Here is a 15,046-nt window from a genome sequence, read left to right on the forward strand (position 1 = left end):
GTAACTCATGTCTCAGTCCCTTTCTCTCCCCACCTGGCGTTCCGTGCTGCTGGGCCTTGCTGCTTGTGCGGGATTCTCGGTCACCGCGGTGCGTGCCGAATCCAGCCGCGCCGTGGCATCGGTCCAAGCCGAGGTGCCCAGCCTGGAGATGACACGGCCAGCGCATGTGGTGGAGATCGCCGAGCGCGCCTCGCCCGCCACGCAGCCCTATATTCCGCTGGCCACGGAGAACAGCAATCCTTCGCTGGAGAACCCCGTCATCTGGCGCAGCCGCCCGATCATCATCGGCAACGCCACCGAGCGCCTGCTGGCCATGCAGACCGCATCGCCCGGCGTACACCCCCGCGCCATCGATGGCGAGCAGGCCAGCCGCAGCTACCAGCGCTACCTCAAGAGCTTTGAGACCAAGATCCCCGAGCGCTTTGAGACCGGCATGGATGTGAAGCAGTAACACTTACCGCCCAGGAGCCCGCCATGCGCCCGCACCCCACCCCGTTCATGCACCGCTGCAGGCGTTCGCGCCAGCAGCGCGGGGTATATGCGTTGGAGTGGGCGATCATCTTCCCGGTGTTTTTTGTGCTGCTCTACGGCATCGTCTGCTATGGCCTCACCTTTCTGGTGCGCCAGTCCATGCAGTACGCGGTCGAAGAAGGCGCCCGGGCGGCACTGCGCTACCCCAGCTCCACGATCATCGGCAGCAACCCGCCCACCTGGGCCTTTCGCAGCTTGCAGGCGCGCCGCACCACGGCCAATGCGCTCAGCTGGCTGCCCGCCGAGCTGCGGCCCGCCGAGGGCGATATCGACTTCACCCTTTGCCACCTGGCAGACACTGCCTGCAACCAGGACACTGCGCTCAATCCCGCGCTCGACTGCAATATCGAGACCCCTTGCCTGGTGCTGGTCAGCTACCGCATCGCCAACTACCGCCAGGGCGCGATTGCGCCGGCGATCCCGGGGCTGGGTCTCATACTGCCGGCCAGCCTGCAGGCCCAGGCCAGCTTGTTGGTTGACAGGAGGATGCTATGAAGCAGCCCTGCACCAGCCGCTGCGCAGGCGCACCGGGACCGCAGCGTGGCGTCGCGGCCATCGAGTTTGCCTTGATTGCGGTCTTCATGATCGTCATGCTGCTGGGCCTGACGGTGTACTGGCGGGCGTTCCAGGCGCAGCAGTCGCTCACGCGGGCAGCAGGAGATGGCGCGCGCGCCATTTTGGGTGTGCTGGCAGCGGGGGTCAGCGACCCCTGCCACCCCACGCAGGCCGCAGCCAACCGCGCCACCATCCAGCTGCGGGTGCTGCAATCGGTGCGCTCCAGCCTGGAGCGCAGTGACGTACCCGGTACCGTGGCCGACCAGCTCACGGTCAGCCCCATCCAGTGGCAAGCGGCCTGCCCCAGCACAGGCACCGGCAGCGCCACCTTTGAGCTGCGCTACCAGCTCGCGCCATTGTTTGGCACGCAGAGCGTGTGGGTCACCGAGCCCCGGCAGCTCTATGAAAAAAGCGTGGTGCACTTTGCATCGCTGCTGTAAGGAGGATCTGCACCATGTCCGCCTGTAGCCCCCTATCCCTCCAACGCGCCCTGCCCTTGGCCCAGCGCGGCGCCGTGCTGCTGCAGTTTGCGCTGCTCGCCGCGGTGCTGGTCACCTTGCTGGGCACTGTGCAGATTGGCTATATGTACTACGCCAAACGCGATCTGCAGCGCATCGCCGATGTGGCCGCGCTCGAAGCGGTCAATGCCATCACCTATGGCAACTCGGCCACCTGCGGGCTCGGCCAGGCGGCAGCCAACCAAAGCGTGACCACCCAGCTACGCCTGTCGCTGGACAATGAGCAGCGCCGCATCGACTGCGGCCACTGGGACAGCAGCAAGGCCGATGCGCTGCGCTTTGGCCTGGGCAGCAGCCCGATGAACGCGGTGCGCGTGCAGCTGCAAGGCGAGGTGCTGCAGCTGCTGCCCTTTGTGGGCTCGCGCCTGGTGGCAGCGGCTGCGACCGCCGCCAAGGACAGCGAGCCGGTGGCCGCGTTCTCGATCGGCTCGCAGCTGCTGCGCTTCAACAACAATGGCCTGCTGGGCCGCATCACCGCGCTGGTGGGGCTGGATATCCAGCGGCTCACCATCCTCGACAAGGACGGCATCGCCAATGCCAAGATCACGCCTTCGGGCCTGCTCAAGGTGCTGGGCCTGCCCATTGGCGTCAACGACCTGGCGTTGCTCACCCCCAATGACCTGGCCAATGTGAATGCCTCGGTGATCGACCTGATCGACGCGGCGATCAATGCCGGCAGCGACAGCCTGCTCAATGCCGGCGTCGACATTGCTGCGCTGGTCGATCTGCGCGCCTACCTGGCGGCCTTTCAGCTTGCCAACATCAAGCTGCCGCTGGGCGGTGACAAGGGCCTGCTGGCCGTCATCTCCGCAGGGGGCGCTGCCTCGCCCATCGGCGCGGGACTCGATGCCGCCATCGGCCTGGGCGACCTGGTGCGCACCCACCTGGTCGCTGCCAACGGCACCAACAGCGTGGCGCTGGGCCTGGGGCTGCCGGGCATTCTGGACGCCAACATCACCGTGGTGGAGCCGCCACGCAATGCCATCGGCCCGGCCAATGGCCAGACCAAGGCGCGCAGCGCCCAGGTGCGCCTGACCGTCAACATCGGTGAGCAAAAGAATGTCAGCACGCCCGGCTTGCTCACTGCACTGCTGGGTAACCTGCTGGGTATCCGCGTGCACATCCCCATTCAGGTCGATCTGGTGCGAAGCACCGGCACGCTCGAAGCCATCCAGTGCACCCCCGCCCGCAATGACCGGCGGGCCAATATCTCCGTGCGCTCGGCAATTGGTGACGTCTGCATTGGCCAGCTCAATGCCAATGGCGTTTGCCAAAAGACCGAGCTGGTGGACCTGAACCTGCTCAACCTGCTGGGCGGGCTGCGCGTGCAAAGCAAGCTGTCTACGTCGCTGCTGCAAGGCGCCAGCTACACATCGCCGCCCAATGCCCAGGCCTGCCCCTACAACAGCAGCAATGTGGACGAATGCCTGGTCGGCATGCAGGTGGACGTGGAGCGCTCCAGCGGCCCCAATGGGCTGCGGCTTGGCACAACAGTCAGCAATTTGTTGAAGCAGGTGCCGGCACTGGTGGGGGATGTGCAAAACGCCGAGTACTACGGCGTGCTGGGCGGCCTGCTTGGCGGGCTGCTGGGCGGTTTGCTCGGCGGGCTCAATGCGCTGCTCAATGTGATCGTCACGGTCGTGAGCGCCCTGCTAGCGCCCCTGCTCAACACCATTGGCGGCGCGCTGGACCTGCTGCTGCAAGGCCTGGGCATCGAGCTGGGCCGCGCCAGCGTGGATCTGCTGGGCATCCAGTGCGATACCGCCCAGATCGTGCAATGAAGACAGGAGTGAGCGCAGCGACATGAAGAACCGAGGGAATAGAACGTGAATCAGAACGATTTGGTCATCTACGTCTGGGAAGGCCAAGCGGACATTGCAGAGCGCGTGGAGCGCTGCATGGTCAACTTGGATGTGGACGTGGTGCGCGCCGATGGCCTGAACCTGTCGCCCGTGGTGGCGCAGGGGGGCAACGCCATTGCCGTGGTGAGTGTGTCGGTGCTGGAAGGTGCGCGCTTTACGCGCCAGGGGATCGAGGGCAATTTTGGCGGCATGCCGGTGCTGTGGGTCAGCGCCAAGCCGCGTGGCGAAGGGCCGGGCACCTATGCCACCGAGTACTCCCATGTGCTGCCCTTTGACTTTACCGGCGCCGAGCTGCGCGCGATGCTGGTGCGCATTGTGCGGCGGCTGCAAAGCACCAAGCACAAGCAGCCGCGGGGCGACGACATCATCGCCGAGGCCGAGTGCATGCTGGCCCTGCTGCGCGATGTGGACACCTTTGCCGACTGCGAGCACAGCGTGCTGATCTTTGGCGAGACGGGCACCGGCAAGGAGCGCGTGGCCGAACGCCTGCATGAGCGCAACACGCACTACGGCCAGGGGCCCTTTGTCGTGGTCAACTGCGGCGCGATCCCCGACGGCCTCTTTGAGTCGCTGTTCTTTGGCCATGCCAAGGGCTCGTTCACCGGTGCGGTGACGGCGCACAAGGGCTTTTTTGAGCAGGCCAATGGCGGCACTCTGTTTCTTGATGAAATCGCCGACCTGCCGCTCTACCAGCAGGTCAAGCTGCTGCGCGTGCTCGAAGAGCGCACGGTCACCCGGCTGGGCGCCACGTCTCCGGTGGCGCTGGATTTCCGCCTGGTGGCGGCCACCAACAAATCGCTGCGCGAGCTGGTGCATGCCGGGCGCTTCCGCGCCGATCTGTTCTTTCGCCTGGCGGTGATCGAGCTGCAGATGCCCAGCCTCGAAGAGCGGGGCGAGGCCGACAAGCTGGCCATCTTCAACAGCATCTTGCGCAAGGTAGTGGGCGAGGAGATGATGGAGCGCCTGGGCGGGCCGCCGATGTTCATTCTCGATGCGATTGCGCAGATGTACTTCCCCGGCAATGTGCGCGAGCTGCGCAACCTCGCCGAGCGCATTGGCGTAGCCGCCCGCCAGACCCAGGACTGGCATGCCGGCGGCGCCACCGATCGCCTCTTGCAGCAGGCCCAGAGCCTGTCGGCGGCGACCTTTCCGCTGGAGACCGCTGCGGCCGGACCGCTGCTGGCCGAGCGCGGCAACTGGGACCAGGAAGAACGCAACCGCATCATCGAAGCGCTGCATGCCAACAGCTGGAAGCGCCAGAACACCGCCCAGCAGATGGGCATCAGCCGCAAGGTGCTGTGGGAGAAGATGCGCAAATACCAGATCTCGGACGGCGAGCCGCTCGTGCCCTTGGCACCGGCCGCTACGCATGCCAATGACCACCTGCCCCTGTGACCCTTGACCCCGACCTTTTGCCGACCATGACAGACAAACCTCTGATCGTTTTTGTAGGTGCGGTCTACCCGAGCCAGTACAGCCTGCTGTGCAGCCACCTGCGTGCCCAGGGCATCGCAGATGCCTGGTTCATGACCACGCCCGGCCACAAGGCCAACCACGAAAAGCACTGCGACCACCTGCTGTCGTTCCAGCCCGACGGCCTGATCGTCGGCCCCCAGAGCTACTACTACTCGGACAAGGTCGAGCGCTCGGCGCGCATCTGCCGGGGCGTGCTCAAGGCGCTGGAAGACTTTGAAACCGCCCAGGGCCGCAAGATCGATGTGGTCGTCGCCCATTCGCTCTGGGGCGCGCCCAATTGGCTCTATGGCGAGCTGCAAGCCGCCATCATCAGCTATATCGAGTTCCCCAGCTACCTGGCCCATGGCTGGGATGCCGCCTACCCGCCCGACCAGGCCCAGCGCCTGGGCGACCGCAACACCGAAATGCTGAGCTTTCACCAGGTGCTGTGCAGCGACCTGACCATCGTGCCCAGCGCCTATGCGCGCTCGATGTTCCCGCCGCTATTGCAGGACCGGATTGCGGTGCAGTTCGAGGGCTTTGATATCCAGCCGCCGCTGCGCAATTTCAGCACGGCCAGCGATGAAGCATCCAAATCGGGCGGCGGCGGCAAGCCCTTTACGATCGCGTTCTCGGCGCGTGATCTCTCGAGCGCCAAGGGTTTTGAGACCTATATCAGGCTGGTGGACCGCATGGTGCGCGAAGGCGATGGCCAGAACACGCGCTTTATCGCCATAGGGGATGCCAAGGCCTCCACCTATGGCTATGAGCAGCAATGGGTGGAGCGGCGCTATGGCGGCAAGGTCGAGAGCTTTCGCGACCACCTGCTCAAGGTCTACCCCGCCGCCGATGTGATCGAGTTCCCCGGCCACCTGCCCTATGCGCAGTTCTCGGCGCTGCTCGCCGAGGTCGATCTCTTCCTCTACCCGCTGCGCTATGGCGTGGCCAACTGGGGGCTGATGGAGATCCTGGCGCGCGGGGGCTGCGTGATTGGCTCCAACTGGGGCTTTGCGCCAGAGCTGATCACCCATAACGTCAACGGCCTCCTGCTGCCCGACAACGACGACGACTGGATTGAGGCGATACGGCAGCTGCGCCGCGACCCGGCCCGGCGCCAGCGCTATGCCCTGGCCGCGCTGGAGACCGGCAAGGCCTACCATATCGCCAAGGTGGCGCCCCGCTTTATGGCGCTGTTTGCGCGGGCCATGGCCAACCGCAAGGCGCCGCTGGTGGCGCCGCGCTGAGGCAGAGTATTCGTGGGGGCTCAGACGGCCCTTGAGACGAGGCGCAGAGCTGCAGGCAGTACCCTATGTAAGACAAGGCTCCGCAACGCTGTATCAAGGGTCGTGTTAGCCCCTCTTCCAACGCGCGAAGCCCTGTGCGCGCAACGCGCATGCTGGGCATTCGCCGCAGCCATAGCCCCAGTCATGGCGCTCGCTGCGGTCGCCCTGGTAGCAGGTATGGGTGTCTTCCTGCACCAGCGCGGTCAGGGCGTCGCCACCCAGGTCCTGCGCCAGCTGCCAGGTGGCCGCCTTGTCGATCCACATCAAAGGCGTCTCCACCACCAGCTGCCGGCCCAGGCCCAGGCTCAGCGCCACCTGCATGGCCTTCATCGTGTTGTCGCGGCAGTCGGGATAGCCGGAGAAATCGGTCTCGCACATGCCGCCCACCAGCACCGTGCACTGGCGGCGGTAAGCCACCGCAGAGGCCAAGGTCAAAAACACCAGGTTGCGCGCCGGCACAAAGGTGTTGGGCAGGCCGTCGGCCTGGTAGGCCAGCGCGGCGTCGCGGGTCAGCGCCGTATCGCTGATCTGGCCGAGCACATCGATATTGAGCAGGTGGTCCTCACCCAGCTTCGCCGCCCACTGCGGGAACTGCGCGCGCAGGTGAGCCAGCACGGTGCTGCGGCACTCCAGCTCCACCCGGTGGTTCTGGCCGTAGTCAAAGCCAATCGTTTCGACCTGGGCATAGCGGCTCAAGGCCCAAGCCAGGCAGACGGTGGAATCCTGTCCACCCGAAAAAAGTACCAGCGCCTTGGCGTCTTGCATGCTGCGCTTCTCCATCCATCAAAAATCAAAAAACCAGGCTTGTGTTGGCAGGGGCCAGACTCAGCGCCCGCCCCAGGCCGTGCTGGCATCGGTGAGCGCATCGTCGCGCGTGGCCGAGAGTATCGCGTCGAGCAGGCCGGGAAAACGGGCATCGAGGTCCTCGCGCCGCAGCGACAGCAGGTTCTCGCGCCCCACGGGGCGCTGCCAGATCACGCCGCTGCTGCGCAGCACGCGCCAGTGGTGCGTCATGGTCGATTTGGTCTGGTCGCGCAAAAGCGCCGTGCAGCTGCGCTCCTGGCCATCGGCCAGCACACGCACGACCGCCAGGCGCGTGGGGTTGCCCAGGGCGGTGAGCACATTTTCCAAATGGATCTGCGCAGCTTCAGGGTGGTGAGGGATCATCCGGGGTCCATGCGCCAACGAGGCGCGTGCATCGGCCTGCCAGGCCAGTTCAAAGGGCGCCATTCTGCCTGCGTCTGCACGCCCGGCAGCAAGATGGGCCCTATTGTCCCCAATCGGGCAATACCCATGTTAACAGTACGATTGTCTTCGTACTATTAATATCATCCTTTTCTGGCCCTGTGCCGGTGCTGTCTTGAAGGCGCCGGATGTCGCAAAGTGGGAGCGCGCAGGGCTGTAACAAGCAGCTGAATCCAGCTGAAAAAACCGACCCAAGGAGGTCAACATGGCCCGCCATACCCCCATAGAACGCTATCGCAACATCGGCATCTCTGCGCACATCGATGCCGGAAAAACCACGACGACCGAGCGCATCCTGTTCTATACCGGGGTGAGCCACAAGCTGGGCGAGGTGCATGATGGCGCCGCCACAATGGACTGGATGGCCCAGGAGCAAGAGCGCGGCATCACGATCACCTCGGCCGCGACGACGGCCTTCTGGTCGGGCATGGAACGCAACTTTGCGGCGCACCGCATCAACATCATCGACACCCCCGGTCACGTGGACTTCACGATTGAGGTCGAGCGCTCCATGCGCGTGCTCGACGGCGCCGTCATGGTCTATGACTCGGTGGGCGGGGTGCAGCCGCAGTCCGAAACCGTCTGGCGCCAGGCCAACAAGTACAAGGTGCCGCGCCTGGCCTTTGTCAACAAGATGGACCGCATTGGTGCGGACTTCTTCCGCGTGCGCCAGATGATGGTGGACCGCCTCAAAGCCAACCCTGTGCCCATCGTGATTCCGATTGGTGCCGAGGCCGAGTTCTCGGGCGTGATCGACCTGATCAAGATGAAGGCCATCATCTGGGACGAGGCCTCGCAGGGCATGAAGTTCGAGTACCGGGAGATTCCCGCCGAGCTGCAGGCGACGGCGCAGGAGTGGCGCACCAAGATGGTGGAAGCCGCTGCCGAAGCGAGCGAAGCGCTGACCGACAAGTACCTGAGCGATGGTGATCTGCCCGAGGCTGACATCATTGCCGGCTTGCGCCTGCGCACGATTGCCACCGAGATCCAGCCCATGCTGTGTGGCTCGGCCTTCAAGAACAAGGGTGTGCAGCGCCTGCTGGACGCCGTGGTCGAGCTCATGCCGTCGCCGCTGGATGTGCCTGCGGTGACCGGCCACAGCGAAGACGAGAACGACAGCACGGTGCTCACGCGCCGCGCCGACGATGGCGAGAAGTTCTCTGCCCTCGCCTTCAAGCTGATGACCGATCCCTTTGTGGGCCAGCTGACCTTTGTGCGCGTCTACTCGGGCGTGCTCAGCAAGGGCGACCTGGTCTACAACCCGATCCGGGGCCGCAAGGAGCGCATTGGCCGCATCGTGCAGATGCATGCCAATGAGCGCCAGGAAATCGATGAGATCCGCGCCGGCGATATTGCCGCCTGTGTGGGCCTCAAAGAGGTGACGACCGGAGAGACCTTGAGCGACCCGAGCGCGCCCATCATCCTGGAGCGCATGTCCTTTCCTGAGCCCGTCATCGCGCAAGCGATCGAGCCCAAGACCAAGGCCGACCAGGAAAAGATGGGCATTGCGCTGTCGCGCCTGGCCGCCGAGGATCCGTCGTTCCGCGTGCGCACCGATGAGGAATCGGGCCAGACCATCATCGCCGGCATGGGCGAGCTGCACCTGGAGATCATCGTCGACCGCATGAAGCGGGAGTTCAATGTGGAGGCCAATGTGGGCAAGCCCCAGGTGGCCTACCGCGAGACCATCCGCAACACGGTCAAGGATGTGGACGGCAAGTTTGTGCGCCAGTCGGGCGGCAAGGGCCAGTATGGCCATGTGGTCTTCACCCTGGAGCCGATGGCGTCCGGCGACGGCTTTGCGTTTGTCGACGAGATCAAGGGCGGTGTGGTGCCGCGCGAGTACATCCCCGCCGTTGAGAAAGGCGTGCGCGAGGCGCTGGCAACCGGCGTGCTGGCCGGCTACCCGGTGGTGGATGTGCGTGTGCGCCTCACTTTTGGTTCGTACCACGATGTGGACTCGTCCGAGCAGGCCTTCAAGATGGCGGCCATCTTCGGCTTCAAGGAAGGCATGAAGAAGGCCAACCCGGTCATCCTGGAGCCGATGATGGCCGTCGAGGTCGAAACGCCCGAGGACTATGCCGGCACGGTGATGGGCGACCTGTCATCGCGCCGGGGCATGGTCCAGGGCATGGATGACATCGCCGGTGGCGGCAAGAGCATCAAGGCCGAGGTCCCCTTGTCCGAGATGTTTGGCTATGCCACGCAGCTGCGCTCGATGACGCAGGGCCGCGCCACCTACACGATGGAGTTCAAGCGCTACACCGAAGCGCCAGCCCATGTGGTAGCCGGTATTGCGACCCGGTCGAACCGCTAAGCGACCGGAGATGCCAGCTGCTGCTGGCTGAACCCAGGCCCACCGCCCACCAGGCTGTGGGCCTGTTTTTTGTCCGCTGTCCGCCTGCGCTCACGCAAGTGCCCGGCCAGATGGCTGGGCTGCCTTGCCTTTCGACACCAGCCAATGCGCCACTAAGTTACATCCACAAATCGCTCTGCGAGCCAGTCAATAAACACCCGCAGCCGCGCCGACGGCTGGCGGCTGTAGGGGTGCAGCACCGAGACGGGCATCGGCGGCGGTGGCAGATCGGGCAGCACCTCCAGCAACTCGCCCTCTTGCAGCGCCTGCGCAATGCGGTAGCGCGGCACCTGCACCATCCCCAAGCCTGCCAGCGCAGCGCCGGTGTACAGATCGGCGCCGTTGACGGTGATGCTAGGTCTCAAGCGGCGCTCGACCACCTGCTTGCCCACGCAAAACTCCAGCGCCACCGGCCGGCCCGTGGCGCTGGAGACATAGGCCACAGCGGCATGCTGCGCCAGGTCATCGAGCGACTGCGGCAGGCCATGGCGCTGGGCATAGGCACGGCTGACGACCGTCACCTGGCGCAGCGACGCCACCTGGCGCCCGATCAGCGATGAGCTTTGCAGGCTGCCGGCCCGCAGCACGCAGTCCACCCCTTCGCGTACCAGGTCCACCAGCCGGTCGTCTTCGGCCATGTGCAGTTGCACCTCCGGGTACTGGTCCGCAAACGCCCCCAGATGCGGCATCACAAAAAAGCGCGCCAAGGTTCCCTGCAGGTTGACCCGCAGCAAGCCCTGCGGCGGCGCATGGCGAAAGGCGCTCTCGGCCTCCTGCAGATCGGCCAGCAGCCGGGTGCAGCGGCGGTAGTAGTCCTCTCCTTCGGCCGTCAGCCGCACCTGGCGCGTGGTGCGGTCCAGCAGGCGCGCGCCCACCCGCGCTTCCAGCCGCTGGACCAGGTTGGTCACCGTGGCACGCGGAATCTGCAAATCATCCGAGGCCTGCGCAAAGCTGCTGCGGTCGGCCACCCGCACAAATACCTGCATTTCCTGAAAGCGGTCCATCGCAGCAACGCCAACCCAAAGCGGCGTAGATTATTAAAGTAAACCGAATTATAAAATTCAAATCAGTGCAATGATCTTTTGAATGGAATAGTGAAAAATCCAGCCATTCGATCAACGATATGAAAGCAGACATGACCAAGCCCACATCCATTGCCCTGATCACCGGCGCATCGCGCGGCATCGGTGCCACCATTGCCCGGCGCCTGGCCCACGACGGCCATGCCATCGCCATCAACTACGCCAACAACGCGCAAGAGGGCGAAGCACTGGCCCAGGCGCTGGTGCAAGAAGGTGGCCAAGCGATGGCCATCCGCGCCGATATCTCGCAGGCTGACCAGGTACAGGCGATGTTCAGCGCCGTCGAGAAGCAGCTGGGCCAGATTGATGTGCTCGTCAACAACGCCGGCGTGCTCGCCACCAGCACCCTGGCCGAGACCAGCGATGCGCTGTTTGCCAAGACCTTTGCGATCAACACCCAGGGCGTGTTCAACACGCTGCGCGAAGCGGCCACGCGCCTCAACACAGGCGGGCGCATCATCAACCTCTCGACCACCGCGCTGGCGCTGAACCTGCCCGGCTACGCGATCTACAACGGCAGCAAGGCCGCAGTCGAGGCCTTTACCCGCGTGTTCGCCAAGGAGCTGCGCGGCCGCCAGATCACCGTCAACGCGGTAGCCCCCGGCCCGGTCGCCACCGAGCTGTTCTTTGCCGGCAAGAGCGAGGCGCAAATTGAGCACTTTGCCAAGATGCCGCCGCTGGAGCGCCTGGGCGAGCCCGAGGACATCGCGGCCGTGGTCGCCTTTTTGGCGAGCAAGGAGTCGGGCTGGATCAACGGGCAGGTGCTGCGCGCCAATGGCGGCGTGGCCTAAACCGCCACCCCACTCTGCAAGACACCCGGGTTGAGGCGCCTTGCCTCACCACTCCGCCACACTGCCATCGGCATGGCGCCATACCGGGTTGCGCCAACGGTGGCCCTCTTTGGCGCGCTCGGCCACATAGGCCTCGTTCACCTCGATGCCCAGGCCCGGGCCGCCGGGCATCGCCACATAGCCGTCCTGGTAGTCAAAGGCATCGCGGTTGTGCACGTAGTCGAGCAGGTCATTGCCCTGGTTGTAGTGGATGCCCAGGCTTTGCTCCTGGATGAAGGCGTTGTAGCAGACCGCATCGATCTGCAGGTTGGCCGCCAGCGCAATCGGGCCCAGCGGGCAATGCAGCGCAACGGCCACATCGTAGGCCTCGGCCATTGCGGCGATCTTGCAGGTCTCGGTGATGCCACCGGCATGCGACGGATCGGGCTGGATGATGTCGACACCGCCCTGCGCAAACACGCGCTTGAAATCCCAGCGCGAATAGAGGCGCTCGCCCAGTGCAATCGGAGCGGCGCCAATGGCGGCGAGTTCGGGGATCACCTCCAGGTGCTCGCTGAGCACGGGCTCTTCGATGAACATCAGGTTGAAGTCGCGCAGCTCGCGCATCAGTACCTTGGCCATGGGCTTGTGCACCCGGCCGTGGAAGTCCACGCCAATGCCGATGTGCTTGCCCACCGACTCGCGGATCATCGCCACATTGGCCACAGCCTGCTCCACCTTGGCGTGGCTGTCGATGTACTGCATCTCCTCGGTGCCATTCATCTTGACGGCGGTAAAGCCCCGCGCCACGGCGGCTTGCGCTTGCGCGGCCGTGTCAGCCGGGCGGTCGCCGCCAATCCAGGAGTAGACGCGGATACGGTCGCGCACCTTGCCGCCCAGCAGCTCATGCACTGGCACACCCAGCGCCTTGCCCTTGATGTCCCACAGCGCCTGGTCGACGCCTGCGATGGCACTCATCATCACCGGCCCGCCCCGGTAGAAGCCGGCGCGGTACATCACATTCCACAGGTCCTGCACGTTGCGCGGGTCGCGGCCCACCAGGTAGTCGGAGAGTTCCTCGACCGCTGCAGCCACGGTGTGGGCGCGGCCTTCGACCACCGGCTCGCCCCAGCCAACGATGCCCTCGTCGGTTTCGATCTTGAGAAAGCACCAGCGCGGTGGCACGATAAAGGTGGTGAGCTTGACGATTTTCATGGGAAGAACTGAGAAAAATGAGGGTGGGAATCAGCAGTGGTGGCTGGGGCTGGTGCGCAGGCTCACTCAAAGTCCAGCAGCACCTTCATCGCCTGCGAGCGGTCGGCCGCCAGCGCAAAGGCGCGGGCCGAATCGCGGTAGGACAAGGTGGCGGAGATCAGCGGCTTCACATCGACCAGGCCCTTGTTGAGCAGGGCCACCGCAGTGGCAAACTCCTCATGGAAGCGGAACGAGCCGCGCCAGTCGAATTCCTTGGCCACCAGCGTGTTGATCGGCAAGGTCATCTCGGCACCGGCCAGCCCCAGCTGCACGATGGTGGCGCGCGGGCGCAGCACATCGAAGGCGCCGCGCAAGGCATGCGGGTTGCCGCTGGCCTCGAACAGCACATCGAACTGGCCCTTGTCGGCCGCGTAACGGGCCAGGCCATCGGGCGACTCGCCCACATGCACGACCTCATCGGCGCCCACCTGCAAGGCCTTGGCCAGCGGGTGCGCGCTCATGTCGGTAGCCACAATGTGCGCGGCGCCTGCGCGGCGCGCGGCGATGATGGCCAGCGCACCAATCGGCCCACATCCCGTCACCAGCACCTTACGGCCCAGCAGCGGGCCGGCCCGCTGCACGCCATGCAGCGCAACTGCCAGCGGCTCGGCCATGGCCCCTTCGGCATCGCTCACCTGCGCGGCCAGCAGATGGGCCTGGTGCGCCTCGATGACGATCTGCTGGCGAAACGCCCCTTGCACATGGGGCGTGCGCATAGCGCTGCCGTAGTAACGCATGTCCAGGCAGTGGTTTTGCAGGCCCATCTGGCAAAAGCGGCACTGGCCGCAGGGCCAGCTGGGGCTGACTGCGATGCGCTGGCCGGCAGAAAAGCCTTGCACATCAGCGCCTACCGATTCGATGACGCCCGAGACCTCATGGCCCAGCACCATCGGCTCCTTGATGCGCACCGTGCCAAAGCCGCCGTGCTGGTAGTAATGCAGGTCAGAGCCGCAGATGCCGCCGCAGCGCACCCGCACCAGCATCTGGCCAGGCCCAGGCGCAGGCGCGGGGACGGATTGCACCCGCAGATCGCCGGGTGCGTGGATAACGAGCGCTTCCATATCAGAAATTCCTAGGTTGGTGTGTGATGGCGCACTGAAGGATCAGCGTTTGGTATTGCGGTAGATGGCCAGCGCTGCATAGAACGACTGGGCAAACTCCTGGCCGACGGTCGCCTGGTTCTTGTCGATCACCGGCTGCACCGCAGCGCGGATCTTTTCCAGCTCGGCAGCGGGCATCTCGCCCACCTGCATGCCATGCGATTGGAGCTGGGCGACCACCTCGCCAGCCTGGCGCAGCTCTTCGCTGCGCTGCAGGGTGCGGGCCTTTTCGGCGGACTGCTGCACGGCCTGCTGCTGCGCGGGCGTCAGGCCCGACCACCATTTCTCGGACGCGATCAGTGCGACGGGCGTGTATACATGGTTGGTGATGGTCAGGTACTTCTGCACCTCGTACATCTTGTTGGCATACATGTCGACCACCGGGTGCTCATAGCCATCGAGCGCCTTGATCTCCAGCGCGGGATAGACCTCGGAGAAGGCCATCGGCACGGCGTTCATGCCCATGGCATTGAAGCTGGCCAGCGCCATCGGGCTTTGCATCACGCGCACGCGCAAACCCTTCATGTCCGCCAGCGTCGCCAGCGGCCGCTTGCTGTTGGACATATTGCGGAAGGCGCCGCCCGCCCAGACGAGGCCACGCATCTTCATATCGGCAATGTCGCCCAACATCTGGCGGCCCACGGGGCCATCGAGCACATGGGCGGCCTCGGCATCGCTGGCAAACAGAAACGGAAAATCAAAAATCTGCAGCGACTTCTTGCGCGCGGCGATGGGCGAGAGCGCGCCCATGTACAGGTCCTGCGTGCCGCTTTGCACTGCAATCAGCATCTTGTCTTCGCTGCCCAAGGTGGCGCTGCTGTACACATCGATCTGCACCTTGCCATCGGTGGACTTGGCGACATCGGCGGCAAACTGCTTCATCGCGATGGCGCGGGGGTGCGAATCGGCAAAGGAATGGCCCAGGCGTGCGCGCTTGCCCTCCTGGGCTTGCGCGGGCGTCAGGCCCAGCACCGCCAAGGTGGCGCATGCCAGGCCTGCAACGAGGCTGCGGCGTGGAATCAATTTCATGGTTGG

The 15,046-nt window shown here is 64.9% G+C and carries 14 protein-coding genes; 8 read left to right on the top strand and 6 right to left on the bottom strand.

Annotated elements, in window-relative coordinates; all coding sequences use genetic code 11:
• The first annotated feature begins 7 nt into the window (after positions 1-7).
• From DCO45_RS00750 to DCO45_RS00775, 6 genes are read left to right on the top strand one after another with little or no spacing between them, the layout of a single operon-like run.
• Positions 8-451, top strand: coding sequence for a DUF3613 domain-containing protein (locus tag DCO45_RS00750; RefSeq protein ID WP_243419202.1), 444 nt, complete (start codon positions 8-10; stop codon positions 449-451).
• 23 nt (positions 452-474) lie between these two features.
• Positions 475-1,026 (top strand): TadE/TadG family type IV pilus assembly protein, encoded by a 552-nt coding sequence (locus tag DCO45_RS00755; RefSeq protein WP_116924060.1) that lies wholly within the window; start codon positions 475-477, stop codon positions 1,024-1,026.
• Complete coding sequence (locus DCO45_RS00760; RefSeq protein WP_116924061.1) at positions 1,023-1,526, top strand: TadE/TadG family type IV pilus assembly protein; 504 nt, start codon at positions 1,023-1,025, stop codon at positions 1,524-1,526. Before DCO45_RS00755 ends, DCO45_RS00760 begins: the two co-directional genes overlap by 4 nt.
• A gap of 14 nt (positions 1,527-1,540) precedes the next feature.
• Complete coding sequence (locus DCO45_RS00765) at positions 1,541-3,385, top strand: TadG family pilus assembly protein (RefSeq protein ID WP_116924062.1); 1,845 nt, start codon at positions 1,541-1,543, stop codon at positions 3,383-3,385.
• A 45-nt stretch (positions 3,386-3,430) separates the two neighbouring features.
• Positions 3,431-4,861, top strand: a complete 1,431-nt coding sequence (locus DCO45_RS00770) for a sigma-54 dependent transcriptional regulator (protein ID WP_116924063.1) — start codon at positions 3,431-3,433, stop codon at positions 4,859-4,861.
• Positions 4,862-4,887: 26 nt separating this feature from the next.
• On the top strand, positions 4,888-6,165 hold the full coding sequence (locus tag DCO45_RS00775; protein WP_116924064.1) for a glycosyltransferase: 1,278 nt from the start codon (positions 4,888-4,890) through the stop codon (positions 6,163-6,165).
• Between the two features lie 105 nt (positions 6,166-6,270).
• On the opposite strand, the gene queC is transcribed toward DCO45_RS00775, so the two are convergent.
• Together queC and DCO45_RS00785 are read right to left on the bottom strand one after the other, a co-directional pair.
• Positions 6,271-6,969 (bottom strand): 7-cyano-7-deazaguanine synthase QueC, encoded by a 699-nt coding sequence (gene queC, locus DCO45_RS00780; RefSeq protein ID WP_116924465.1) that lies wholly within the window; start codon positions 6,967-6,969, stop codon positions 6,271-6,273.
• A gap of 60 nt (positions 6,970-7,029) precedes the next feature.
• Complete coding sequence (locus DCO45_RS00785; RefSeq protein ID WP_116924466.1) at positions 7,030-7,371, bottom strand: helix-turn-helix domain-containing protein; 342 nt, start codon at positions 7,369-7,371, stop codon at positions 7,030-7,032.
• Between the two features lie 283 nt (positions 7,372-7,654).
• Here DCO45_RS00785 and fusA point away from each other — a divergent pair, with 283 nt between their 5' ends.
• Positions 7,655-9,766, top strand: a complete 2,112-nt coding sequence (fusA, locus tag DCO45_RS00790; protein ID WP_116924065.1) for an elongation factor G — start codon at positions 7,655-7,657, stop codon at positions 9,764-9,766.
• A 152-nt stretch (positions 9,767-9,918) separates the two neighbouring features.
• On the opposite strand, the gene DCO45_RS00795 is transcribed toward fusA, so the two are convergent.
• Positions 9,919-10,809 (bottom strand): LysR family transcriptional regulator, encoded by an 891-nt coding sequence (locus DCO45_RS00795; RefSeq protein ID WP_116924066.1) that lies wholly within the window; start codon positions 10,807-10,809, stop codon positions 9,919-9,921.
• Between the two features lie 131 nt (positions 10,810-10,940).
• Between DCO45_RS00795 and DCO45_RS00800 the strand changes: the two genes are divergently transcribed.
• A complete protein-coding gene (locus DCO45_RS00800; protein ID WP_207788032.1) occupies positions 10,941-11,678 on the top strand; it encodes an SDR family oxidoreductase in 738 nt (245 codons plus the stop codon).
• Between the two features lie 45 nt (positions 11,679-11,723).
• Here DCO45_RS00800 and dgoD read toward each other — a convergent pair whose 3' ends face one another.
• The 3 genes from dgoD to DCO45_RS00815 all read right to left on the bottom strand — a co-directional run bounded on the left by dgoD (position 11,724) and on the right by DCO45_RS00815 (position 15,040).
• Positions 11,724-12,872 carry a galactonate dehydratase gene (dgoD, locus tag DCO45_RS00805; RefSeq protein WP_116924068.1) on the bottom strand — a complete coding sequence of 383 codons (1,149 nt, stop codon included), beginning with the start codon at positions 12,870-12,872 and terminating at the stop codon, positions 11,724-11,726.
• 62 nt (positions 12,873-12,934) lie between these two features.
• Positions 12,935-13,972: an L-idonate 5-dehydrogenase gene (locus DCO45_RS00810; protein ID WP_116924069.1), complete on the bottom strand. Its 1,038-nt coding sequence runs from the start codon at positions 13,970-13,972 to the stop codon at positions 12,935-12,937.
• Between the two features lie 42 nt (positions 13,973-14,014).
• On the bottom strand, positions 14,015-15,040 hold the full coding sequence (locus tag DCO45_RS00815) for a DctP family TRAP transporter solute-binding subunit (protein WP_116924070.1): 1,026 nt from the start codon (positions 15,038-15,040) through the stop codon (positions 14,015-14,017).
• Positions 15,041-15,046 lie beyond the last annotated feature (6 nt).

The organism is Comamonas sp. JNW, from assembly GCF_003105075.1.
In the GTDB taxonomy this organism is placed as follows: Bacteria; Pseudomonadota; Gammaproteobacteria; order Burkholderiales; family Burkholderiaceae_C; genus Comamonas; species Comamonas squillarum.